The 23,153-nt window shown below is 58.4% G+C and carries 15 protein-coding genes and 1 pseudogene; 5 read left to right on the top strand and 11 right to left on the bottom strand.

Going from position 1 to position 23,153, the window contains the following annotated elements:
* Position 1 precedes the first annotated feature (1 nt).
* From ACYZUA_RS19140 to ACYZUA_RS19125, 4 genes are all read right to left on the bottom strand, one after another.
* Positions 2-1,300, bottom strand: a complete 1,299-nt coding sequence (locus tag ACYZUA_RS19140; RefSeq protein ID WP_461960144.1) for an MFS transporter — start codon at positions 1,298-1,300, stop codon at positions 2-4.
* Between the two features lie 106 nt (positions 1,301-1,406).
* Positions 1,407-2,381: a sugar kinase gene (locus tag ACYZUA_RS19135; protein ID WP_461960143.1), complete on the bottom strand. Its 975-nt coding sequence runs from the start codon at positions 2,379-2,381 to the stop codon at positions 1,407-1,409.
* Positions 2,374-3,156, bottom strand: coding sequence for a sugar phosphate isomerase/epimerase family protein (locus tag ACYZUA_RS19130; RefSeq protein WP_461960142.1), 783 nt, complete (start codon positions 3,154-3,156; stop codon positions 2,374-2,376). Before ACYZUA_RS19130 ends, ACYZUA_RS19135 begins: the two co-directional genes overlap by 8 nt.
* Before the next feature lie 156 nt (positions 3,157-3,312).
* A complete protein-coding gene (locus ACYZUA_RS19125; protein ID WP_461960141.1) occupies positions 3,313-4,338 on the bottom strand; it encodes a LacI family DNA-binding transcriptional regulator in 1,026 nt (341 codons plus the stop codon).
* Positions 4,339-4,573: 235 nt separating this feature from the next.
* Between ACYZUA_RS19125 and ACYZUA_RS19120 the strand changes: the two genes are divergently transcribed.
* Entirely contained in the window at positions 4,574-7,408 is a 2,835-nt protein-coding gene (locus tag ACYZUA_RS19120; protein ID WP_461960140.1) for a hypothetical protein, read from the top strand.
* Between the two features lie 236 nt (positions 7,409-7,644).
* The gene (locus ACYZUA_RS19115) at positions 7,645-10,182 is read left to right on the top strand and encodes an autotransporter outer membrane beta-barrel domain-containing protein (protein ID WP_461960139.1); all 2,538 of its coding nucleotides are present in this window, start codon (positions 7,645-7,647) and stop codon (positions 10,180-10,182) included.
* An 83-nt stretch (positions 10,183-10,265) separates the two neighbouring features.
* On the opposite strand, the gene ACYZUA_RS19110 is transcribed toward ACYZUA_RS19115, so the two are convergent.
* The 5 genes from ACYZUA_RS19110 to ACYZUA_RS19090 form a co-directional block, all read right to left on the bottom strand.
* The gene (locus ACYZUA_RS19110; protein ID WP_461960138.1) at positions 10,266-10,874 is read right to left on the bottom strand and encodes a LysE family translocator; all 609 of its coding nucleotides are present in this window, start codon (positions 10,872-10,874) and stop codon (positions 10,266-10,268) included.
* A 51-nt stretch (positions 10,875-10,925) separates the two neighbouring features.
* On the bottom strand, positions 10,926-11,765 hold the full coding sequence (locus ACYZUA_RS19105) for an AraC family ligand binding domain-containing protein (protein ID WP_461960137.1): 840 nt from the start codon (positions 11,763-11,765) through the stop codon (positions 10,926-10,928).
* Positions 11,766-11,841: 76 nt separating this feature from the next.
* Positions 11,842-12,483, bottom strand: a complete 642-nt coding sequence (locus ACYZUA_RS19100) for a DUF1345 domain-containing protein (RefSeq protein ID WP_461960136.1) — start codon at positions 12,481-12,483, stop codon at positions 11,842-11,844.
* 193 nt (positions 12,484-12,676) lie between these two features.
* Positions 12,677-15,775: a multidrug efflux RND transporter permease subunit gene (locus ACYZUA_RS19095; RefSeq protein WP_461960135.1), complete on the bottom strand. Its 3,099-nt coding sequence runs from the start codon at positions 15,773-15,775 to the stop codon at positions 12,677-12,679.
* A 15-nt stretch (positions 15,776-15,790) separates the two neighbouring features.
* Positions 15,791-16,948 (bottom strand): efflux RND transporter periplasmic adaptor subunit, encoded by a 1,158-nt coding sequence (locus tag ACYZUA_RS19090; protein ID WP_461960134.1) that lies wholly within the window; start codon positions 16,946-16,948, stop codon positions 15,791-15,793.
* Between the two features lie 282 nt (positions 16,949-17,230).
* Between ACYZUA_RS19090 and ACYZUA_RS19085 the strand changes: the two genes are divergently transcribed.
* From ACYZUA_RS19085 to ACYZUA_RS19075, 3 genes are all read left to right on the top strand, one after another.
* Positions 17,231-17,932, top strand: coding sequence for a response regulator (locus ACYZUA_RS19085; protein ID WP_008155184.1), 702 nt, complete (start codon positions 17,231-17,233; stop codon positions 17,930-17,932).
* 4 nt (positions 17,933-17,936) lie between these two features.
* Positions 17,937-19,238, top strand: coding sequence for an ATP-binding protein (locus ACYZUA_RS19080; RefSeq protein WP_461960133.1), 1,302 nt, complete (start codon positions 17,937-17,939; stop codon positions 19,236-19,238).
* A 165-nt stretch (positions 19,239-19,403) separates the two neighbouring features.
* The gene (locus tag ACYZUA_RS19075; RefSeq protein ID WP_461960132.1) at positions 19,404-21,662 is read left to right on the top strand and encodes a hypothetical protein; all 2,259 of its coding nucleotides are present in this window, start codon (positions 19,404-19,406) and stop codon (positions 21,660-21,662) included.
* Between the two features lie 236 nt (positions 21,663-21,898).
* Here ACYZUA_RS19075 and pncA read toward each other — a convergent pair whose 3' ends face one another.
* Together pncA and ACYZUA_RS19065 are read right to left on the bottom strand one after the other, a co-directional pair.
* Positions 21,899-22,528 carry a bifunctional nicotinamidase/pyrazinamidase gene (gene pncA, locus ACYZUA_RS19070; protein ID WP_461960131.1) on the bottom strand — a complete coding sequence of 210 codons (630 nt, stop codon included), beginning with the start codon at positions 22,526-22,528 and terminating at the stop codon, positions 21,899-21,901.
* Between the two features lie 50 nt (positions 22,529-22,578).
* Positions 22,579-23,149, bottom strand: a pseudogene (locus ACYZUA_RS19065) (anti-sigma factor family protein).
* Between the last annotated feature and the right edge of the window lie 4 nt (positions 23,150-23,153).

Raw genomic sequence — 23,153 nt, 5'->3', positions numbered from 1 at the left:
TTCAGGAATGAGCAGCCGTCGACCGTTGCACAACGGCCTTGGCCACGACCCGGTCACTGGCGCCGGGCTTGAGGAAAATCGTCAGCACCACCGAGAGCATCAACGCTCCGCTCATCAACAGATAGGACGCACCCGGCGAGCCGGTGGAGCTGTTCAAGTAACCGACCAGATACGAACCGCCAAACGAACCGAGCGCGCCCATGCTGTTGATCAGCGCCATGGCGCCCCCCGCCACGTTGGCCGGAAGGATTTCCGGAATGATCGCGAAGAACGGACCGTAAGGCGCGTACATGCAGGCGCCGGCGATCACCAGCAAGGTGTACGACCACCAGAAGTGTTCAGCGCCCAAGGCGTAGGAGCCATAGAAAGCAATCGAGGCGATCAGCAGCGGTGGCCAGACAAAGCGTTTGCGCTTCTGCATTTTGTCCGAGCCCCAGGACACCAGCAGCATGCCAATCACCGCGGCCAGATACGGCAGCGAGGAGAGCCAGCCGGCTTCAATCATGTCCATTTGCGCACCGGCCTTGAGGATCGACGGCAGCCACAGCACGAAGCCGTAAACGCCAATGCTCCAGCAGAAAAACTGCAAGGCCAGGATGATTACCTTGGGCGAACGGAAGGCTTCGGCGTAGTTCTTCACCGCTTTGATGCCGACCTGTTCGGCAGCCAGGGCGCTTTCCAGATCGTGCTTTTCCTGGTCGCTCAGCCACTTGGCCTGGGCGGGACGGTCATCGGCCAGACGCCACCAGATAAACGCCCAGAGCACCGCCGGCAAACCTTCGATGATGAACATCCAGCGCCAGCTGTAGTGCTGCACCAGATACCCCGAGACCACCGACATCCAGAGCATGGTCACCGGGTTGCCGAGGATCAGGAAGGTGTTGGCGCGCGAGCGTTCGGCACGGGTGAACCAGTGGCACAGATAAATCAGCATCGCCGGCATCACCGCGGCTTCGACCACGCCGAGCATGAAGCGAATCACGATCAGCCAGTAGGCGTTGGAGACGATCCCGGTCAGCGTGGCCAGGCCACCCCAGAGAATCAGGCTGACGAAAATCAGCTTTTTCACGCTGTGCTTCTGGGCGTAGATCGCGCCCGGCACCTGGAAGAAAAAGTAGCCGAGGAAGAACAGCGCGCCGAGCATCGACGACAGGCCCGGCGTGATCATCAGGTCGGCGGCCATCCCGGAGGCGGCGGCGAACCCATAGTTGGCGCGGTCCAGATACGCCAGGCTGTAGGTGATGAACACGATGGGCATGATGTACCACCAACGGCGGGCGGCGAGTGTTGCGGTTTTCATAGTGGTGCTCCTGAGCTTGTTGTTTTTGTCGCAGCAGGTAACGGGTTAAATCTTCAGTGACTGTGCGGGCGTCATCGCGGGCAAGCCTTGCACCTACAGGGATGCGCTAATCCTGTAGGAGCACAGCTTGCTGGCGATTGGCGGCCTCAAATTCGGCGAACATTTCGGATCGATTGGGCAACCCCTCCATATCCCCACGGCTCTGCACCGCGCGGCTGCCAATCCAGTTGGCGCGCTTCACGGCGTCGGCAAAGCTGTGGTTTTCCAGCAGGGCGCTGATCATGCCGACGGCAAAACCATCGCCGGCACCGACGGTGTCGACCACCGTTTCCACCGGCACGCCCGCCACGAAACCTTGGTCCAGATGGGTGCGGTAATACGCACCGTGCGGGCCCAGTTTGATCGCCACGGCTTCAGCGCCTTGGTCGAGGTAAAAAGCAGCGATGTCGGCCGGGTCTTCGAAACCGGTCAGCAAGCGGCCTTCGCTCAACCCCGGCAGCACCCAATGGGCGAGGGCGGCGAGGCGGTTGATCTCGGTAATCATCTGTTGCTCGCTGGCCCACAGGCTCGGGCGCAGGTTCGGGTCGAAGGACACGCTGCGCCCGGCATCGCGCATGCGAGTCATCAACTCGAAAGACATTTCCCGCGCCGTTTCGGACAGCGCCGGCGGAATACCGGTGGCGTGCAAGTGCCGGGCGTTCAGCAACTCAGGCGCGATCGACTGCCGCGACAGATGACTCGCCGCCGACCCACGGCGGAAATACTCGACCACCGGATCGCTGCCATCGTCAGTGCGCGACTTGAGTTGAAAACCGGTGGGGTGCGCGGTGTCGATGGCAACGTTGCGGCAATCCAGACCTTCTTTTTCAAGGGTGTCGATGACGAACCGGCCTAGCGAATCGGCGCCGACTCGGCTCAGCCAAGTGACGTTGAAACCCAGCCGCGACAAGCCAATGGCGACATTGCTGTCGGCTCCGGCAATGCGTTTGTGAAATCGGCCTACGTCCGCCAGATCACCACTCTGCTCGGCGACGAACATTGCCATGGTTTCGCCGAACGACAGAATATCGATCTCAGACATGAGCGCTCTCCAACCGGGGTTGGCCGAGGCGGGCGAGGGCAGCGACATGCTCGGTGGTCAACTGCACCAGGTCGTCGCCTTGCAGCGGATATTCCGCCGCCCGCATCACGCCTTGGGCCATGTGCCGCAGCAGTTGTTCCCACAGATGCAGGTCACTGGCGGCCGGCGGTATGGCGACCAGTTTGCCGTCGGCCCGGCGTGTCACGGCTTTGCAGTGCACATAGCCGACGTAACGACCGAGCAACCGCGCTGCGCTGGCGGCGGACTGGTCTTGCCAATGCCAATTGCCGATATCGAAGGTCATTTTGACCGGCAGATTGTGTTGTTCGATTTCTGTAAAAAAACGCTGGAAAGGTTCGATCCGGCCGCCGTGCAGGGTTTGATCGTTTTCCACCAGCAACTGCACGGCGCTTTTGCCCAGTACGCGGGACAAGACCTGGAGGTCGCTGTTGTCGGTGAAATAACCCAGGGACACTTTCAGCCATTTGGCACCGAATGCCTGGGCACGCTGCAGCGCAGAGATCAGTTCGGGATTGGGTTTGGACTGGCCGGCCAGCCACAACTCCATCGGCGAGGAATACACGCTTTCGAGGCCTTGGGCGTGAGTGGCGTCGGCCAGTTGCGCGGGGTCTTCGACGGCCAGCAGTTCTTCGCGCCATTCGATGTGCGTGGCGCCGGCGGCGGCCAACACGTCGATGAAGCTGCCCTGTCCGCGTTGGCGAACAAGGTCGGCGCCGTAGCTCGACAGGCTGATGGAAACGGGTGGTTTATTCATTGTTGTATACCTCTGAAACCGGTTTCATTTTTGTTCAAAAAAAATAGATTGGTGACCTTTAGGGCCTCTTCGCGAGCAGGCTCGCTCCCACAGGGGACCTACGGCGCTCACAAATCCAGTGTGGGAGCGAGCCTGCTCGCGAAGGGGCCATAACATTCACCGCAAATTTCCAAGAGTCGACCCACGCACAATCAACTTTGCCGAAAAATCCAGGGTCCGCACTGGCCCATCATCGCCGCGCAAACGCTTGAGCAAACACTCGAACGCGCTGGCGCCAATCTCGGCCGTCGGTTGGGCGAGGGCGGTGATGCCGCTGCCCACCAGTGGGTACCAATCCAGATCATCGAGGGCGATCAGGCCGACGTCCTCGAACAGGTTGCACTTCAACTCACGCAACGAATGGGTGCTGGCCAGCGCGGCGATTCCATTGGCGCAGAACAGCGCTTTCGGGCCGGGGCCGGGCGTTTCAAGGAAGGTTTTCAGTTTGACGGTGAGTTCACTGCCGGTTTCGATCAGGGTGCCGCGCAGGGTCGGGCGTTGCTCGATCTGCGCCTTGAAACTGCTGACCCGTTCGATCCGCGAACTGGTGCCGTCATAGGGTTCAGTGACCAGCAGCACATCGCGATAGCCGCGTTCTTGCAAATGGGTGAGGGCCATTTCAACGGCGGCAGGATTGTCCAGCCCGACCAGATCGCTCTCGAGCTGCTCGACCTTGCGATCCACCAGCACCAGCGGCATTTCCCGATGCAGCTCGCGCAACTCGTCGCGGTGATGGCCGAGGGTGTTCACGATCAAGCCTTCGATGTTGTAGGAGCGCAGCAGGGCCAGGTGCTGGCGTTCCTGCTCGTCATCGCGGTCGGTGTTGCACACCACCAGGCTGTAGCCGTGCTGACGGCAGGCGGTTTCCACCCCGTGCATCACGGCAATCGAATAAGGGTTACGGATATCGGCCACCAGCATGCCGATCAGGCGGGTTCGCCCACGCTTCAGGCCGCGGGCCATCTGGTTGGGGCGATAGCCGAGTTCGGCAATCGCCTGCTCGATGCGCAGGGCAATGGCATCGGAGAGCAGGGCGCGGTCGTCGCCGATGAAGCGCGAGACGCTGGCCTTGGAGACCTTGGCGTGTTCGGCGACGTCGAGCATGGTCACGCGGCTGCGCTGGGCGGCGGAAAAGTCGTTCACGGGTCATCTTCTTATTGTCTGAAACCGGTTTCAGGAAACACCAGTTTGTTTGTTTGCGTCAAGTGAAGATGTTTCGGACTGCAGGATGGAAGATCGACGTATCCGACAGACGGTAGCAATACCTGTCAGATTTGACAGTAGGAAAATTCAACGTACAAGCGCCTAATTTCTTCACTGAACAGGAACAAACAAATATAAATCTATCGATTTTTTTGTATTGGGCGGTGATAGAAAAATGACTTCAATGCCTTTTAATTACCTGTCTAAGGGAGCCATAGGCCCGCTGGCATTGCCGCTTTCAGTAGAGGGTATCGCTGACAGTGATACGCAAGGTCATGTGCCCGGCGACATTCTCATCAACGGCACACGCCTCGTCATTCCTTACTGGAGTCAACCGGAGGAAAAAGATCAGCTATTGATAATTATGGTCCGTAACGATATTGAAACGACCCTTTACGACATAACTTATCCAGATCCGCTGACCGTACCTTTTTTATATTTCGCTTTGACGCCGTCACACTTGGCAACGGATGGCGTCGTGTTCCTGTATTACAAAATCTGGAAAGGGTCGGGTGGTAATGATGACCCTTCTCCGAAAAGACAGCTGACTATTGATCACACGCCATTAATGAAGTTGCCGGAGCCAAACTTTCCACACGCCACATTGTGGGGTTATCTGAATAACTTGACAAAACCTCCTTTGACAAGTGGCGCTACCGTTCGAATTCCTCCTTTTATAAACATCGCCGTGGGTGGGGATATAGCAAGAATTCACTGGCGAGGATACTCAACCTTGAACGGTAGTGGGTCGGAGGTGCCTGGTACCTATGGTGTTTGGGATAAGCCTCTCTCTGCTGCCGATATAACAAATGGATTTGATCGTGTTGTGCCATATCTGCCACACATAGTTTCGTTGTTCGATAATGATTCGGCAGTTGTTGTCTGCCAATTGCTTCGCGGTGGCCGACTTATTGCTGAGTCAAGTAAGGCGCTTGTGAAAATCGACCAAGTAACACCTGGTGAAAGTGGCCCGTCCGGGCTTAATCAAGGAGAAAGAGCGATGACTGTTCAAGAAAAGGTGACATTTAAAGCCAGAGCTAACCCGCCGCAGTTTGGTGCGAGTATTAATGGTATTTATGCAACACAAATTTCGGTGGATACGATAACTGACGAATTCATTCCCAAAAGTCAACTGGACACCGGGAAAGTCATTATCAAGTTGGCTGCCTTTGCAGAGCCTCAAGACGGTGATGATTGTGATATTTGGGCTGCCGTGGTGGGGCAACCGCTTAAGCAAATAGGTTACCAGACGCTTGGCACGGTCGCCGGTCGTCCCGACCCTTTCCCGATTGAACTGGACAAAGCACTTTTTCCGGACTTGCCTCAGCCTGCTGGTCCTACTGCGTATACAGTGAAAGTCGTAGTCTACAAGGGCGGTGGCGGTACCGACGACCCTTCGAATGAGATTAGGCTCGTCATTGACGAAAACCCGCCATTCGGGGTCAAGTTTCCGGCGAAAAGACTGAACCCACCAACGCCCGTGCCCACTTTCACCAATGCACCGATCGATCCGCAAAGGACCGTCAACGAAGCCTGGATGCAGTTGGCCGAGAATGCGAACGCGGAGCTGGTGTTTGGCGCCGCTTATCCGAATCGGCGTAACGATGATGAGCTGGAGCTCCATCTGGTTTCGGGTGGTGTGAATATCGTGGCGTTTAAAGGCACGGTTCCGGTTGGCGGTACAGTTTCGGTTCCCAACACTGAACTGCGCAAACTCCAGAACGGCCGGGTCATGGCGCATTTTTTCTGGAAAGACCATGTTGGCAACCTAAGCGCAAGTTCCACTCCCGCACCCCTCCTGACGCTAGGTCTTGCGTTGGATCCTGTTTTGCGTAGAGCACCGCTGGTGCCGGCGACTGACCCCAATGCCACCACCACGATTTATCTGGATAACTTTCTTGCAACAGGCAGCATACAGGCGATCGTCGAACGCGCATTCATTGATAACCTGGAACCAGGCGATCAGGTAAAGATATACGTCGAAGATGCTACGGACCCTACGAATTTCAAAGAGCTCGGTCCTGTCCCTATCACTAACGTGGATGTACCTTTTACACTTGACTATAAGGGCTTCTTTGAAGATCTCTTTGGAACGTATGAAGAAGCCATGGAGTTCAAAATATGGTCTGAGGTTGTTCGGGGAGCCAATGCCGTTCCATCGCCAGAATTATTCTTCTGGGCGGATTTGTACCCGTCTGGAGGGGTGTTTCCGGAGTTGCCTGGCGATGTAAACCCGGCCTTTGCCTTGCCTGTAGTCACCGGTGCCTCCACTACACCGAATGACTTACAACCGGGAGATCGCGACAAACCGGGAAAAATCGAAGTGACGTTGAATCTTACAGATCCGCCGCTTAGTTCGACTGAAACGGCCAAGTTCTACCTGAACGACAAACATGTAGGAGACGTTTCACCATTCGGTGACATGACAGTGTTTAGTCATATCATCACCGCTGCGGACATCGCGGCGCTGCCGACACCGAGCGTACTTGCCTACTGGACACGCCAGAAGACGGGCATTGACAAGAACGTCATCAAGTCCAGTCCACAAACTGTACTAGTCAGCGGCAAGAGAATCGATTTGCTCGCGCCGACTATCCGGATCCGCAACCCTTTAAGGGATCAGATGGATTGCTTCGCAATGAACAATGCGATGACAGACTGGAAGGTGGCGATCGGTATCCCCAAAGATGCAGTCAATTTGCCGCAGGGTACCGTTATCACTGTGCACTTTGAAGCGTACAGCGATGAAGCGGGAAGTAACTTGATCCCGAATACGGCGGATTCCCAGCCGTATACCATCCTGGCCCCCGGCACGCCCGATGTCGCAGGTGTGGGCAGTGCAACAATCTTCAAGCTTGCACAACCAATACGGAACGCCGCGGCTTGGGCCAAGTATTGGTACACGGCAAATATTGGGGGCGTTCAAACTTCGATTCCGATTATCAAAAAACTGGACACAATCACCTCAAGTGCCGAGTACTGCGACCGAACTCCTGTTCCAACCTCATGATGGTTGAGCCGTAAGGGAAGTATATCGCGGGAGAGATTTTTCTCTCCCGTGTATTAATTAGTCTATGACGACTGGCAGTTATATATCCTTTCACGTTTGCAGATAAATCCTACTGAACCGAGGACTATTCCTACATCTTGCTGAGAGATTGCTGATTAGTCTGTCGGACGTTTTTGAGGCGGTTTTCTGTTTGCCAGAAAAGTCTCTTTCGGATTTGTTCGCTGTGCGGAGTTCTAATGCCTCTACCCTCTTGTTTCAACCAATACGCAACGACTGGATACTTGCTTGCTGCGATTGTCCTCGGTACACCCACCGTGCATGCCAGAACACTGCTTCCCGGTGAGAGCGAGACCGTCACCAATCCACCGGCACCGGAGGCATGGACGGTGTCCCAGGGAGGGACGCTGACGATCAATAACGCAAACGCACTGTCGATTACTTCGCAAAACGCCAACCTCATTTTCAACGGTGGTCAGAGTGAGCGAATCGAGGCTCGTGATGACTCCAGGCTTTCTTTGTCGGGTGCAACTGTCAACAGCTCAACCGGCAGGGGGGCTCTTTCACTTAGCGACAGTTCCGCAACCATCAATAACTCAACGATCACCAGTACCAATAGTTTCGGACTGCTGCTAGGCCGAAACATCAATACGCCGGCCTCCTCCAGCGCGACGGTGACCGGTAACAGTGTGATCACGGGGGTAATCGGTGGCGCGAGTGTCGTGGGTTTCGCTGTGCTGAACCTCGCAAACTCAGAGGTTCGTGGCACGGGCGCCACCAGTTACGGCGTGCAGTTGGGCGGCGCAACGCTGTCGGCCGTGAGCAGCACCATCGCCGGAGCGCAAGATGGTCTGCAAATTGTCACCGATAACACGGGCGTCAATGCCAGCACCGTTACACTCAACAGCACCCGCGTGACGGGCGGTACAGGCTCGGCGATTGTGCTCGGCTCCTCCGGGGCCGCCGGCACAGTCGCCAACATCAATGTGCTCGGCAGCACTGAACTGATTGGTGGCAACGGCACACTGTTACAGGCGACTAATCGCTCCACGGCCAACCTTACCGTCGACTCCAGTGCCTTGAAGGGTAATGTGATTGTCGACACCGGTAGTACCGTCGCGCTGTCGATGCAAAACGCCGCGTCCATCGAAGGGAATCTTCAAAACGTTACGAGGGTAAATCTTGACTCCCGCAGCGTACTGAACGGCAATGTGCAGGCAGTTGCAGGCACTAGTGCCACGGTCAACCTGAACAACGGTTCTGCGATCAACGGCAATGTCGAAAATGTCGCCAGCCTGTCGCTGAACAATGCGAGCAGCATGACCGGGGACGTCAACACGGATACTAATGGCGGCGTGCTGCTGGACAACGGTTCGGTACTGACCGGCCACATCAACAATTCCGGCAACCTCAATATCAACAACGCAGCGCAGTGGGTGATGACCGACGACAGTAACGTGCAACGTCTTGCCCTGAATGACGGCGTGGTTCGCATGGGTACCAACGAGCAGTTCCAGCAACTGAACGTGGGTGATCTTTCCGGCAAGGGTACATTTGTGATGGGCACCGATCTGGGTAACGGTAACACCGATTTCCTGAACGTCACCGGCAACGCGAGCGGGCAACATCAACTGCAAATCACCGCTACCGGTACGACACCTGTCACGGCCGAAGCGGTGAAGGTCGGTAGTATCGCCGCTGGCGATGCGAGCTTCTCCCTGGGCGGTCGTGAAACCGTGGACGCAGGTGCGTTTGTGTACCGATTGGCCAAGGAGGGTCAGGGTTTGTACCTGAATCCAGACAAGGAAACGGTCAGTACCTCAAGTAATACTGCGTTGGCCCTGGCCGGGAGTGCACGCAGTGTGCTGAATGCTGAAGGGGCCATGCTCAGCGACCAATTGGGGGACCGGAGCCTGAGTGTCCGACCGGAAGCGTCGATGCGCTCGATGAACGACAGCTCGGTGAAAAACCTCAGCAACAGTGTCTGGGTTCGCACTTATGGCAACCAGTACAACGTAGATAACGCTTATGGCGATGGTTACACCCAGAATCAGACCGGAATTACGGGTGGTGCCGATACGGTGGTCGACCTCGGGGGGCGTGCCTGGGTGCTGGGCGGATTTGTCGGAACAAGCCATACCAAAATGGACCTCAAATACGGCTCCAGCGCCACTGTCGACAGCCTGAATGCCGGTGTTTACGGCAGCACGTTTGATGTTGAAAGCGGTGTGTTCGTCAATGTCATGGCCAAGATCAACCAGTTCGATAACAAGGCCAAGGTCACCATGAGTGATGGCACTCGGGCCAAGGGTGACTACAAGGCCTTGGGCGCGAGCGGCTCCGTGGCGGTAGGCAAGCATATTCGTCTCAAGGATGATTATTTTGTCGAGCCTCAAGTACAGGTCTCGACGGGGGTCATCCAAAGCGAGAGCTACACGCTCGACAATGGTCTCGAAGTCAAAGCCGATACCATGCGTTCCTTTCAAGGCAAGGTGGGTGTTCGTGGTGGGCGTGTCATCACCCTCGACAACGGCAGCCTTCTAGAGCCGAGCCTGTCCACCGCGGTCAATCATGAGTTTGTGAAAACCAATGAGGTCAGGATCAACGACGAGAGCTTCGATGATGATCGCGCCAGCAGCGCTATCGAATATGGCGCCGGCTTGAAGTGGACACCGGCGCAACGCAACTGGCAGGTTTCCGGTCAGGTGGGTGGCAGCAAAGGTACAACGGTCAGTCAGGATTGGAGCGGTAGCTTGAGGCTGAGTTACTTCTTCTGATAGAGGGAGTCTTGCGGTCATTGAACACAAAATGCCCCGAATGTTTCGGGGCATTTTTGTACCGGTTGTGCTGACGCCGTGCGTCAAGCCAACGTGAGCCAGGCAGAACCCAGTAGCAGCAGTGCCATTGCCTGATTGAAACGCTGGATGGCTTTCGCCGAGCCAAACCATCTGGTTGCTCCCTTTCCCAGCAATGCCCAAACACCCAGACACGGGAGCGAGACCAGGAAAAATGCCAGCGACAGGCAGACTGTTTGAAACTGTCGATTATCGCCGGATCCGGCAAATACACCGACCACCGCAAATGCCATCATCCAGGTCTTGGGGTTGACCAGTTGTAAGCCAGCGGCCGCCCATAATCCAAACCTTTGCTTGTGTCCTTCATCAACATCGAAGGTCGTGACCGGTGTATGGAAAATTTGCCAGGCCAAATAGCTAAGCCAGACGATCCCGCTCCATTTCATCAGCGACTGCACCCGTGGCAGTCCGGCAAGCGACTGACCAACACCGCTGCCTACTAACAACACAATCAATGCCGCACTCGCGCAGGCTCCGAAAATAATCGGCAATGCGGCTTTGAAACCGTACCTCGCGCTGTTGCTCAGGACCAAAATATTGGTTGGCCCCGGCGTAATGGAGGCGACGAAAGCGAACAGCAAAAATGGCAGCAGCGTGGGAAAGGTGGACAACATGGCAGCGGACTCCGTGAATGATCTCAGAAGCCGATCCTCACAAAGTCCGGGTCATGCGTCTGGAAGATTTGAGCAGCGCTTGCGATACAGCGCCGGCGTCAAGCCATAGGCCCGAACAAACCAGCGGCCCAGGTGACTCTGATCGGCAAACCCCAGTTCCATCGCCACCGTCGCCGGCTGCTCGCCACGAGCCAGCCTTCGCCGGGCGGTCGCCAGGCGTAATTGCACAAGGTAGGCGTGGGGTGCCATGCCATAAGCGGCCTTGAAGGCGCGGGTCAGGCGGAAGCGATCAACTCCGGTGACGGCGGCCAGTTGGTCGAGGCCGATGTCGTATTGAGCGTTGGCGTGCAGGTACTCCCGTGCTTTCTGCGCCACCAGCGGCAGGCGCGGATCCTCGCCATAGCGGGCGCGCCAGTGCAGGTGACTGGTCAGGCGTTCGAGCAAACCGTCGAGGGCGGTCTGGCGGACGATTTTCAGCTCACCGTGATGCAGGGTTTGAAACGCCAGGCTGGTGGCGTGGGCCAGTCGCGAGTCGCTGGCCAGGGTGTTGGCGAAACTCAATTGACTGTTGTCGGGAGCATTTTCGAAGACTGCACTGAGTTCACGTTTCAGCCACTGCGGGTCGAGGTACAGCATGCGGTAGGTGAAACCGTCTTCGGTTGGCGCGTCGCCGTCGTGGATGTCACCCGGCTCGAGCAGAAACACCTTGCCCGGCGTACTTTGATGCTTCGCCCGCCGACAGTGAAACTGTTGAACCCCTTGTTCGGTGACGCCCACCAGATAGCTGTCATGCCAGTGCGGGTCGTAGGCATGGCCTTCGAAATGCGCGCGCAGGGTCTCGATGCCGGTGTCGGCGTCCTGGGCCAGGTCGATCCAGTTGTGAGAAGTCATGCTGCACCTGTGAGACGGATAGCCGACTTATTTAACGCCCGCGCCGAGGGCGATGACTAGAACGTTTGTGCAGGGATCAGTTGAACAGTCCCGCCGCGATGTTGATCGAGAACCCGAGAATGGCCGTGTTGAACAGAAAGCCGATCAGCGACTGCGCCAGGACAATCTTGCGCAAATCCCGAGTCGCCACGCCGACATCGGACGTCTGGACCGCCGCGCTGATGGTGAAAGAGAAATACAGGAAGTCCCAGTAATTGGGCGTTGTCAGACCTTCAGCAAAACGCAGTGCGGGGTCTTTGCCGCCCCAGGTGTAGAACAGACGGGCGTAGTGCACACTGAAAATCACTCCGATCAGCAACCATGAACCGATCACCGTCAACGCGGTAAAACCGTAATGCAGCAGCTTACGAGTGGTTTCCAGCTCTCTGCTGCCGGCCAGTTCAAAGGCGATGGTCGCCAGGCTCGCTATCGCAGCGATGCATACAACAAACAGCACCAGCCCGGCGTTTTCGTCTTCGACTTCGGCAATGCGTTTCACATCCGGCGCTTTGGCGCGCGCGGTGAGCCAGAACATCAGGACCAGGTAAGTCCAGACCCCGGCGTTCCAGCCGAAGAGGATTTTGCTGATGATCGAATCGGCCGGCGCCAGAATGCCCACCGCGACGCCGAGGGTGGCGGCGGAGGAAAGGCGAGGATGGGTGCGGGCGAGGAAGGGCATGTGAACTCGATACGTCAGGGTTTTGCAAACACCTTAGCCCAGCGCATCCAGTTGTGACCATAACCCTGAGATCAATGAAAACCCTTGTGGGAGCGAGCCTGCTCGCGAAGAGGTCGTAACATTCAACATCCATGTTGACGGTTACACCGCTATCGCGAGCAGGCTCGCTCCCACATTAGGCCGGTGTTGTGGGTTAGAGGTCTTTATGCCGCTTGCGGACCAACTTCATCACCACCACAAAAAACACCGGTACAAACACCACCGCAAGCGTCGCCGTGATCATCCCGCCAATCACCCCGGTGCCGATGGCTTGCTGGCTCGCCGAACTGGCCCCGGTGGCAATCGCCAACGGCACCACGCCGAGGATGAACGCCAGCGACGTCATCACAATCGGCCGCAATCGCAGGCGTGCGGCTTGCAGGGTGGCGTCGATCAGGTCGTGGCCTTCGTCGTACAGGCTCTTGGCGAACTCGATGATCAGGATCGCGTTCTTCGCCGACAGCCCGATGATGGTGATCAGCCCGACCTTGAAGAACACGTCGTTGGGCATCCCGCGCAAGGTCACGGCCAATACCGCGCCGAGCACACCAAGCGGCACTACCAGCAGCACCGAGGTCGGAATCGACCAGCTCTCATACAACGCGGCCAGACAAAGGAACACGATCAGCAACGACAAACCGAGCAGAATCGGCGCCTGACTGCCGGACAAGCGTTCCTGCAACGACAGCCCAGTCCATTCCTGCCCCAACCCCGCCGGTCCTTGCGCCACCAGACGCTCGATTTCCGCCATGGCTTCGCCGGTGCTGTGACCGGGCGACGGTTCGCCGGAAATGCTGATCGCCGGGTAGCCGTTGTAGCGAGTCAATTGTGCCGGGCCCTGGGTCCATTTGGCCTGGACGAAGGCCGACAACGGCACCATTTTCCCGGCGTTGTTGCGCACGTGGATCTTCAGCAGATCGGCGACCTGACTGCGCTGATCGCCTTCAGCCTGCACCACCACACGCTGCATCCGCCCCTGATTGGGGAAGTCGTTGATGTAGGCCGAACCGACGGCGGTGGACAGCACGTTGCCAATGTCGGCAAAGGACACGCCCAGCGCATTGGCCTGTTTGCGGTCGACTTCCAGTTGCACCTGCGGCGCTTCGGCCAAGGCGCTTTCGCGCACGTTCATCAGGATCGGACTTTTCTCGGCGGCAGCGAGCAACTCACTGCGCGCCTGCATCAACGTGGCATGGCCGAGACCGCCGCGGTCCTGCAGGCGGAACTCGAAACCGCTGGAGGTGCCAAGGCCATCCACCGGCGGCGGCAGTACCGCAAACGCTACGGCGTCCTTGATCTGGCTCAACGCGATGTTGGCGCGATCGGCAATCGAACTGGCCGAGTCGTCGCTACCTCGATCAGACCAGTCTTTGAGCGTGGTAAACGCCAACGCGGCGTTCTGACCGCTACCGGAGAAGCTGAAACCGAGAATCACCGTGCTGTCGCCGACGCCGCGTTCAGTGGCGTTGTGGGCTTCGATCTGCTCGACCACCTGCACCGTACGGTTCTTGCTTGCACCCGGTGGCAGCTGAATGTCGGTGATGGTGTAACCCTGATCCTCCACCGGCAGGAACGAGGAGGGCAGTCGACTGAAGCACACGCCCAATCCGATCAGCAGCACGCCGTAGATCAGCAGGTAACGGCCCGTGCGTTTCAGCGCATAGGCGACCCAGCCCTGATAACGCTCGGTCAGTTGTTCGAAACGTCGGTTGAACCAGCCAAAGAACCCGCGCTTCTCGTGATGTTCGCCCTTGGCGATCGGCTTGAGCAGCGTCGCGCACAACGCCGGGGTCAAGGTCAGGGCGAGGAACGCGGAGAACAGAATCGAGGTGGCCATGGACAAGGAGAACTGCCGGTAAATCACCCCGACCGAACCCTGCATGAACGCCATCGGAATGAATACCGCGACCAGTACCAGCGTGATGCCGATGATCGCCCCGGTGATCTGCTTCATCGCCTTGCGCGTTGCCTCTTTGGGCGACAGGCCTTCGGTGGCCATGATTCGCTCGACGTTCTCCACCACCACAATCGCGTCATCCACCAGGATGCCGATCGCCAGCACCATGCCGAACATGGTCAGCACGTTGATCGAAAACCCGAGCGCCAACATGGTCGCAAAGGTGCCCATCAGCGCCACCGGCACCACCAGGGTCGGAATCAGCGTGTAGCGGATGTTTTGCAGGAACAGGAACATCACCGCGAACACCAGCAACATCGCCTCGCCAAGGGTGTAAACCACCTTGGTGATCGAGACTTTGACGAAGGGCGAGGTGTCGTACGGGATCTTGTATTCCACGCCAGCCGGGAAGTAGCGCGCCAGTTCGTCCATCTTCGCCCGCACCAACGTGGCGGTGCTCAGGGCATTGGCGCCCGGCGCCAATTGCACGCTGACGGCGGTTGATGGCTTGCCGTTAAGGCGGGTGGAGAACTGATATTCCTGACTGCCGATCTCGACGCGCGCCACGTCTTTGATGCGCACGGTGGAGCCGTCGGGATTGGCTTTCAACACGATGTCGGCGAATTCTTCCGGCGTCGACAACTGGCCTTTGACCAGAATGGTCGCGGTAATTTCCTGAGTAGTGCGGGTCGGCAAATCGCCGATGCTGCCCGCCGACACTTGCGCGTTTTGCGCGACGATGGCGGCGTTGACGTCGGCCGGGGTCAGGTTGAAACCGATCAGCTTTTGCGGGTCGATCCAGATTCGCATCGCCCGTTCGGCGCCGTACAACTGCGCCTTGCCGACGCCGTCCAGGCGCTTGATCTCGTTCATCACGTTGCGCGCCAGGTAATCGCTGAGCGCCACGTCGTCGAGCTTGCCGTCACTGGAGGTGAGGGTGATCAGCAACAGGAAGCCGGCGGAGACTTTCTCCACCTGCAAACCCTGCTGTGTCACCGCTTGAGGCAGACGCGACTCGACCACTTTCAAGCGGTTTTGCACATCGACCTGAGCCATTTCCGGGTCAGTGCCCGGCTGGAACGTTGCGGTGATGGTGGCGCTGCCGAGGCTGCTCTGGGATTCGAAATACAGCAGATGGTCAGCGCCGTTGAGTTCTTCCTCGATCAGGCTGACCACGCTTTCGTCCACGGTCTGTGCCGAAGCACCGGGGTACACGGCGTAGATTTCGACTTTCGGCGGCGCGACGTTGGGGTATTGCGCCACCGGCAACTGCGGAATGGCCAGGGCGCCGGCCAACAGGATGAACAGGGCAACCACCCAGGCGAACACCGGGCGATCGATAAAGAACTGCGGCATAAAAAAGCGTCCTGCTTACTGACCAGAAGCCTGGGCAAGTGGAAGAGGGGTGTCGTCGATCTGCACTTTTTCGCCGGGACGGGCGTGTTGCAGGCCCTCAGTGACGATGCGATCACCGGGCTTGAGGCCGGCGGTGACGATCCAGCGATCGTTCTGCACGGCGCCCAGTTCGACCGGCTGCTGGCCAACCCGCTGTTCGGCGTCGAGCACCAGCACTTGGGCGATGCCGGCGCTGTCACGCTGAATGGCCCGTTGCGGCACGCTGATGCCTTGCTGGATGACCGCTTGCTCCAGGCGCACGCGCACGAAGCTGCCCGGCAGCAAGTCGAGGTCTGGGTTGGGGAACTCGCTGCGCAGGATGATCTGGCCGGTGCCGGGGTCGACGGTGATGTCGGCGAACAGCAACTTGCCGGGCAACGGATAGAGACTGCCGTCGTCCTGGATCAGCGTGGCTTTGGCCTGGTCCTGCCCGACCTGTTGCAACTGGCCGGAACGGAACGCCCGGCGCAGGTCGTTGAGTTCGCGGGTCGATTGGGTAAGGTCGGCGTGGATCGGGTTCAGTTGCTGGATCAATGCCAGCGGTGTGGTTTCGTTCTGCCCGACTAGCGCGCCTTCGGTGACCAGCGCGCGGCCGATGCGCCCGGAGATCGGCGCCGTGACCGTGGCGTAACCCAGGTTGAGTTTCGCCCGTTCCACGGCGGCTTTGTTCGCGGCGACGTCGGCAGCCGTTTGCCGGGCACTGGCCCGGGCGTTGTCATAATCCTGGCCGCTGATGGCATTGCCTTCGATCAACTGCGCGTAACGCTGCTCCTGCAAGCGCGCCTGGTACGCATTGGCTTCAGCCTTGCGCAACGCCGCTTCAGCACTGTCCAGGTCAGCCTTGAACGGCGCCGGGTCGATACGGAACAACACTTCGCCTTTTTTCACATCGCTGCCTTCGCGGAAGGCCCGTTGCAACACCACGCCGGCCACCCGGGCGCGGACTTCGGCGATGCGTGGCGCGGCAATCCGCCCGCTCAGTTCACTGGTGATCGACAGGGGGCTGGCCTGGATGGTTTCAATCCGAACCGTGGCCAGAGGCGCCTGTTGTTCGGCCGTCGAGGCCTTGTCACAAGCGCTCAGCGTCACCGCCAGTGCAATCAGGCTGAGCCTGGCAAGCAGATTCTTTGACATGTAATACCCCAATAATGACCCCCGGCATCCTACGGGGAGGCGACGAGGCTAGCGGTGAAGCTTTGTAGGCGCTGTGTGAAATTGTGTAAGGGTTTTACTCAGGCGGGCGTGAGGGCGTATATCCTTGAATCCTTTTGAGACTGATGCACCGCCATCGCGGGCAAGCCTTGCTCCTACGGATTGTGTCGTTAGCACATACCGCATCCCACCTGGAACCTGTAGGAGCAAGGCTTGCCCGCGATGGCGATCTGAAGGTCATCACCGCACTCCCTGGAAACACCCATGCCCAACATCCTCCTGGTCGAAGACGACACCGCGCTCTCGGAACTGATCGCCAGTTACCTGGAACGCAACGGCTATAGCGTCAGTGTGATCAGCCGCGGTGACCATGTGCGCGAACGTGCGCGGGTCAATCCTCCGGACCTGGTGATCCTCGACCTGATGCTGCCGGGGCTCGATGGCCTGCAAGTCTGCCGCTTGTTGCGCGCCGATTCGGCGACGTTGCCGATCCTGATGCTCACCGCCCGCGACGACAGTCACGATCAGGTACTGGGCCTGGAAATGGGCGCCGACGACTACGTCACCAAACCCTGCGAACCGCGCGTGTTGCTGGCCCGGGTACGGACGTTGTTGCGGCGCAGCAGCCTGACTGAACCGCAGACCGCCAACGATCGCATTCTGATGGGCAATCTGTGCATCGACCTGTCCGAGCGCACCGTGACCTGGCGCGAGCAATTGGTCGAGCTGTCCAGCGGTGAATACAACCTGCTGGTGGTACTCGCCCGGCATGCCGGCGAAGTGCTCAGTCGCGACCAGATTCTGCAACGCCTGCGCGGCATCGAGTTCAATGGCACCGACCGCTCGGTGGACGTGGCGATTTCCAAGCTGCGGCGCAAGTTCGACGACCACGCTGGCGAGGCGCGCAAGATCAAGACCGTGTGGGGCAAGGGTTACCTGTTCAGCCGTTCCGAGTGGGAATGCTGAGTCGATGTTCAGAATCCTGTTTCGCCTGTACCTGGTGACCATCGTTTCGTACAGCGCGGCGATCTATCTGGTGCCTGACGTGGTAATCAAGGTCTTCAAGGAGCGCTTTGTCACCTACAACCTCGATTATTCGCGCGGGCTGCAAACCCTCATCGTCAAACAGTTTCACGCCGTGCCCCCGGCGCAGTGGCCGGCATTGGCCGCGGAGATGGACAAGGAATTCCAGCCGCTGGACATCGTCCTGACCGATAACGACGATGCCGATTTCACCCCTGATGAGCGCAAGCGTTTGCAGCGTGGCGAGAATGTCGTGCGCATTGGTGACTGGGGCTGGCGCACCCTGGCGGTGTCGCCGCTGAACGAGCGGACGGTGGTGGAGATGGTCGTGCCACCGGACCCGATGGACGTCAGCCTGTTGTACTGGAGCATCAACGTGCTGATCGGCGCGACCATGCTCGCCTGCCTGTTGCTGTGGTTGCGTCCGCACTGGCGCGACCTGGAACGCCTCAAAGGTACGGCTGAACGTTTCGGCAAGGGCCACTTGAGCGAGCGCACACAGATTTCCAAAAGCTCCAACATCGGTAGCCTGGCCAACGTCTTCGACACCATGGCCGGCGATATCGAGAACCTGCTCAACCAGCAGCGCGACCTGCTCAATGCGGTCTCTCACGAATTGCGCACACCCCTGACACGACTGGATTTCGGCCTGGCGCTGGCACTGTCTGATGATTTGCCCGCCGCCAGCCGCGAGCGTCTGCAAGGTCTGGTCGCGCACATTCGCGAACTCGACGAGCTGGTGCTGGAACTGTTGTCCTACAGCCGCCTGCAAAACCCGGCGCGGCTGCCGGAGCGGGTCGAAGTGTCGCTGGATGAATTTATCGACAGCATCCTTGGCAGCGTCGACGAAGAACTGGAGTCCCCGGACATCGTTATCGATGTGCTCCTGCACGGACAACTTGAACGCTTCGCCCTCGACCCAAGGCTGACGGCCCGCGCTATTCAGAACCTGCTGCGCAATGCGATGCGCTACTGCGAAAAACACATTCAGATTGGTGTGCGGGTGTGTGCCAAGGGGGCTGAAATCTGGGTGGACGACGACGGGATCGGAATTCCGGATGAGGAGCGTGAGCGGATTTTCGAACCGTTCTATCGGCTGGACCGCAGTCGGGATCGGGCCACGGGTGGGTTTGGGCTGGGGTTGGCAATCAGTCGTCGGGCGTTGGAAGCTCAGGGCGGTACGCTGACCGTTGAAGCGTCGCCGCTGGGTGGGGCACGGTTCCGGTTGTGGTTGCCAGCTAAGGCTTGAACCGAGAGCTCCCGAATCGACGGACGGTAGTGATTATCGGGCTGTTTTCGGCCTGACCTGTCACATTTGACAGTAGTCAGACAGTGCGCCATGGATGTTCCATAGCATCCACAGCCTTCCACCTTTTCCATCCCCGGAACGCTGCCACTGACAGGGAGCGCTTCCATGACTGACATGTCCGTACTGACGCTGTACGCGCCGCGAATTCCAGGCTGGCAAGCTGTTGTGCCTGGCGCAATCGACGCTCACGGCGGGATTCCACTGGCGCTGACCTACCTCTATCCCGGTCAAGGGGTAAAAGTACTGGTCGACGCTTATCTGGAGCAATTGGCTGAAGACAGCATCGATCTTTACCTCAATGGCATTGTGGTGGATGTGGCTATCGTCGAGTCCACGACGGACAAGCTGTTTACCCTGTACCTGCCCGTACAAGCGCTGTTCGATGGTCTCAATACCATCCACTACAAAATCCGGCGCGGCTCGGAGAATATCGACTCTTCGACGACGTTGCGGGCGTGGTTCCACAAGCGACGCCCAGGGCTCAAGGATCTTGAAGGTAACCACGAGTGGCACTCGGAACTGGCGATCAATGTGTTGCCGCCCAACGTGCTGGACGACGGGGTAGACCCTGAACAGGCCCGGCAAGGGGTGATTTGTACCGCGTTTTATCCTTTGACGAGAGCGTTCGACAAGATCCGCGTGAGGTGCGGGGGCGAAACGATCGACCACGTAGTCACCGAGGATGAGGCGAGATCCGGCGACCCCGTTCAGGCTCGGATCGAGGAAGCGGTGTTCAAAAAGGTCGGTGACACCGCGAAATGCGTCCTGACCTATACCGTGTGGGACTGGATTGGGAACAGCGTTGATCTGGACGCGCTCTGGTCGGCGGCCCTCGAACTGTTCGTCAGCCTGAACGGCATCTGGCTGGAACCACCGCTGGTGAGCGAAGACCCGAACGATGCCTCGGACGATCCGGACAGTATCGATTTGGGCAAGCTTGCAGGAAGACCGGCGATTGCCCAAGTGCATGCGCAGCGCTCCTGGCAACGCAATGACGTTATCGAATTGACCTGCACATTCAAAACGGCGTCAGGTGCATCCGAAGCGTTGATTCTGAAAGAGACCGTGGCCAGCGCGCCGTTCATTTACAAACTGTCGGTGCTCCACGCTCACTTCGTGGCCGCGGTGGGTGGTTCAGCCACCTTCAAATATAAGCTGCTGCGCGCGGGCAAAGAGGTCGGCCGGTCTTTCACGACTCGGGTCGATGTGATTGGTGAGGCGCTGATCAATCTGCCGCAGGTGACGGTTGTGGGTGTGCCGGGACTGGTGGTTGATCCGCTCGCCAGTTTGGCTGGCCACATCGCGCGCGTCGAATTTGCCCAAGCGCAGACGGGCGACCAATGCCAGCTCTTTGCCCGCCCTGTGACGGCGGACGGCCTGCCGACTTTTACCGCCAAGGCATTCAATGGCAATAACCGGGTCAATAACACCCTGACGATTGAAGACCTGGTTGCCCGACACAGCACGGTGATCCGCTTGCCGTGGGAGCTGACGCGAAACGGCATCAAGACCCGCTCGAAACCGACATTGCTGACGGTGCAGAAAATTGCCGATGGGGACTCGAGACTGCCAACGCCGAAGGTGCCTCAGGCGCCGGATGACAAGGTGCTGGATTTGAGTAAGTTTGAGGGTGATGCCGAGGTGAGGGTGCTGCCGTGGTTGGGGATTCGGATTGGGCAAGACGTTGAACTGAAGTGTGTAGGGATCGATAGCGTGGGCGCTGAGTATGTGATTCCACTGTTGGAAGCACATAAAGTAACAACGGCGGAAGTAAGTTCCGGGCTAAGTGTACCGTTGCGGCGAGAGAAGCTGCTGGGATTGAAGACCGACAGCCCGTTAACGGTGACTTTGAGGGTTTTGTTCGGCCAAGCCGTCAGCCCGGTTGCTCCGGTTTTATTCCCTGTGTTGAGCCTGAATGTATTAGTTGCTCCTCCAGTGCTGCATGAGGGATTCGAAACAGGCGTTGTGGAGGCTAAACCCGTCGGTACAGTGATGGATTTTCCAGCCATGACCGTTTTGGTAGTGAGAGGATCGGTGTCTTTGGGTGCTGATGGTAGCGCCTACGGCCCTCCTATAACACTGAAATATTTATACATAGCACCAGGGGCAACTCTAAGGTTTACCCTGAAAACGGCCGCGATAAGTGTGAGATTCGGTATAGCGGATTCCTCCAGGATTCCATCGTCGGTTCAGTGCTACGATGAAAATAACCAATTAATTGTCTCGCGTAGCACGCCTGCATACGGTGGTGCGTATCAAGTTTGGGCTGACTATGCTGGTACAGCTAATCAAAAAATAAAGTTCATGGATATCACGGATGGAGGAGGGGATTCGTTTCTTGATAACTTCACCATGCAGTATTAATTGATCGAATAACGGGACGGATTTATTTAACGGTCAGTTAGCGTCTGCATTCTTTCGTAGCAGCTGCCGAGCCTGCGAGGCTGCGTTCGAGCCGGGGTCGCGCCCGACCGTAGTCCTCGCAAACCCGGCGGATGCGGTTTTCCTGAAAGAACGGAGTGTCTGATTTTTCGGCTGCTTCGTCCGAACGCGGCCCGAACCGAACGCAGCCTCGCAGGCTCGACAGCTGCTACAGAGGGTTAACCTGGCACTTCGGTTGATGGAATCAACCCAACCCCAGCTCCCTGCATCCGCTCGATCGCTGCGACCAGTGAGCCGTCCAGATCAATCGCCCGACACGCATCCATCACCACAAACGCGTTAAACCCCGCCGCCCGCGCATCCAGCGCGGAAAACATCACACAGAAATCGAGTGCCAGCCCAACCAGATAAACCGTGTCGATACCGCGTTCCTTCAAGTACCCGGCCAAGCCTGTGGTGGTCGTTCGGTCCGCCTCCAGAAACGCCGAGTAACTGTCGATGTCCGGGTTGCAGCCTTTGCGAATGATCAGTTGGGCGTGGGGCAGGTCCAGATCCTTGTGCAACTCGGCACCGGGCGTAGCCCGCACGCAATGGTCCGGCCAGAGCGTCTGTTCGCCATAAGGCAGTTGAATCACGTCATAAGGCGCGCGCCCGGGGTGGCTGGAAGCGAATGAGGCGTGTCCGGCCGGGTGCCAGTCCTGGGCGATGATGACTTGGGTGAACCGGGCGCCGAGGCGGTTGATCAGCGGGACGATCCGGTCGCCCTCCGGCACCGGTAGATGGCCGCCGGGGATGAAGTCGTTCTGTATGTCGATGACCAGCAAAGCAGTGCGTGAAGCAATCGGCATGGATAGATTCCTCTTTGGAAATGAGACGCCCAGCATAGTGACAAAAGGGATCACGCGTTAAGCCGGCCTCTCAACAACTTCGCCATATCCTCCAGTTCCGCCACCGGGTTATGCCCGATCAACATCCAGGCATGTTGCATGTCAGCCCAATAGACAATGTTCATCCCATGCCGGCGCTCGCGGGCGAAATGCCGGCTGCCGCTGTTGGAACGGGTGACGCACAGCGCCATGGGGTCGTGCACCGGGTCCAGGTAGGTGATCTGGGCAATGGCGACGCCGTCGTACTCGAGAATTTGCGCGCGCTTGAGCTGGGAACGTGGCAGGGCCAGTTGCGCCGGCACAAGACTCAGGCCTAGTCGCGCATCAATGGTCCGCAGTTGCGCCCGCTGACCGGCTTCGTCAGTGGGCAAGCGGTCCATGGGCGCCTGTCGGCCCAACTCGTCGTAGGCCTCCTTTGAACGGCAGGCTGCTGCGGGCCAGCCATTGCAGGCGCAGGCTGAGCGTTGGGTCTTCAAGGATGGCCGCGTCGATGCGGGTGCGCTGTTCGCTGTCGAGCTGGTCGTCGAGGTAGGCCACCAGTTGCTCATCCGCGGGTATCGTCGGGCGTGCGTGATCGTTCATCGAC

The organism is Pseudomonas sp. LS2P72 (genome assembly GCF_054897865.1).
The sequence above is the reverse complement of the archived record's forward strand: the minus strand, read 5'-3'. Positions and strand labels throughout refer to the sequence as shown.

Bases quoted from the DNA above. Each gene is read 5' to 3' on its own strand.
- ACYZUA_RS19140 (WP_461960144.1), bottom strand. From the start codon at position 1,300: ATGAAAACCGCAACACTCGCCGCCCGCCGTTGGTGGTACATCATGCCC.
- ACYZUA_RS19135 (WP_461960143.1), bottom strand. From the start codon at position 2,381: ATGTCTGAGATCGATATTCTGTCGTTCGGCGAAACCATGGCAATGTTC.
- ACYZUA_RS19130 (WP_461960142.1), bottom strand. From the start codon at position 3,156: ATGAATAAACCACCCGTTTCCATCAGCCTGTCGAGCTACGGCGCCGAC.
- ACYZUA_RS19120 (WP_461960140.1), top strand. From the start codon at position 4,574: ATGACTTCAATGCCTTTTAATTACCTGTCTAAGGGAGCCATAGGCCCG.
- ACYZUA_RS19115 (WP_461960139.1), top strand. From the start codon at position 7,645: ATGCCTCTACCCTCTTGTTTCAACCAATACGCAACGACTGGATACTTG.
- ACYZUA_RS19110 (WP_461960138.1), bottom strand. From the start codon at position 10,874: ATGTTGTCCACCTTTCCCACGCTGCTGCCATTTTTGCTGTTCGCTTTC.
- ACYZUA_RS19105 (WP_461960137.1), bottom strand. From the start codon at position 11,765: ATGACTTCTCACAACTGGATCGACCTGGCCCAGGACGCCGACACCGGC.
- ACYZUA_RS19100 (WP_461960136.1), bottom strand. From the start codon at position 12,483: ATGCCCTTCCTCGCCCGCACCCATCCTCGCCTTTCCTCCGCCGCCACC.
- ACYZUA_RS19095 (WP_461960135.1), bottom strand. From the start codon at position 15,775: ATGCCGCAGTTCTTTATCGATCGCCCGGTGTTCGCCTGGGTGGTTGCC.
- ACYZUA_RS19090 (WP_461960134.1), bottom strand. From the start codon at position 16,948: ATGTCAAAGAATCTGCTTGCCAGGCTCAGCCTGATTGCACTGGCGGTG.
- ACYZUA_RS19085 (WP_008155184.1), top strand. From the start codon at position 17,231: ATGCCCAACATCCTCCTGGTCGAAGACGACACCGCGCTCTCGGAACTG.
- ACYZUA_RS19080 (WP_461960133.1), top strand. From the start codon at position 17,937: ATGTTCAGAATCCTGTTTCGCCTGTACCTGGTGACCATCGTTTCGTAC.
- ACYZUA_RS19075 (WP_461960132.1), top strand. From the start codon at position 19,404: ATGACTGACATGTCCGTACTGACGCTGTACGCGCCGCGAATTCCAGGC.
- pncA (WP_461960131.1), bottom strand. From the start codon at position 22,528: ATGCCGATTGCTTCACGCACTGCTTTGCTGGTCATCGACATACAGAAC.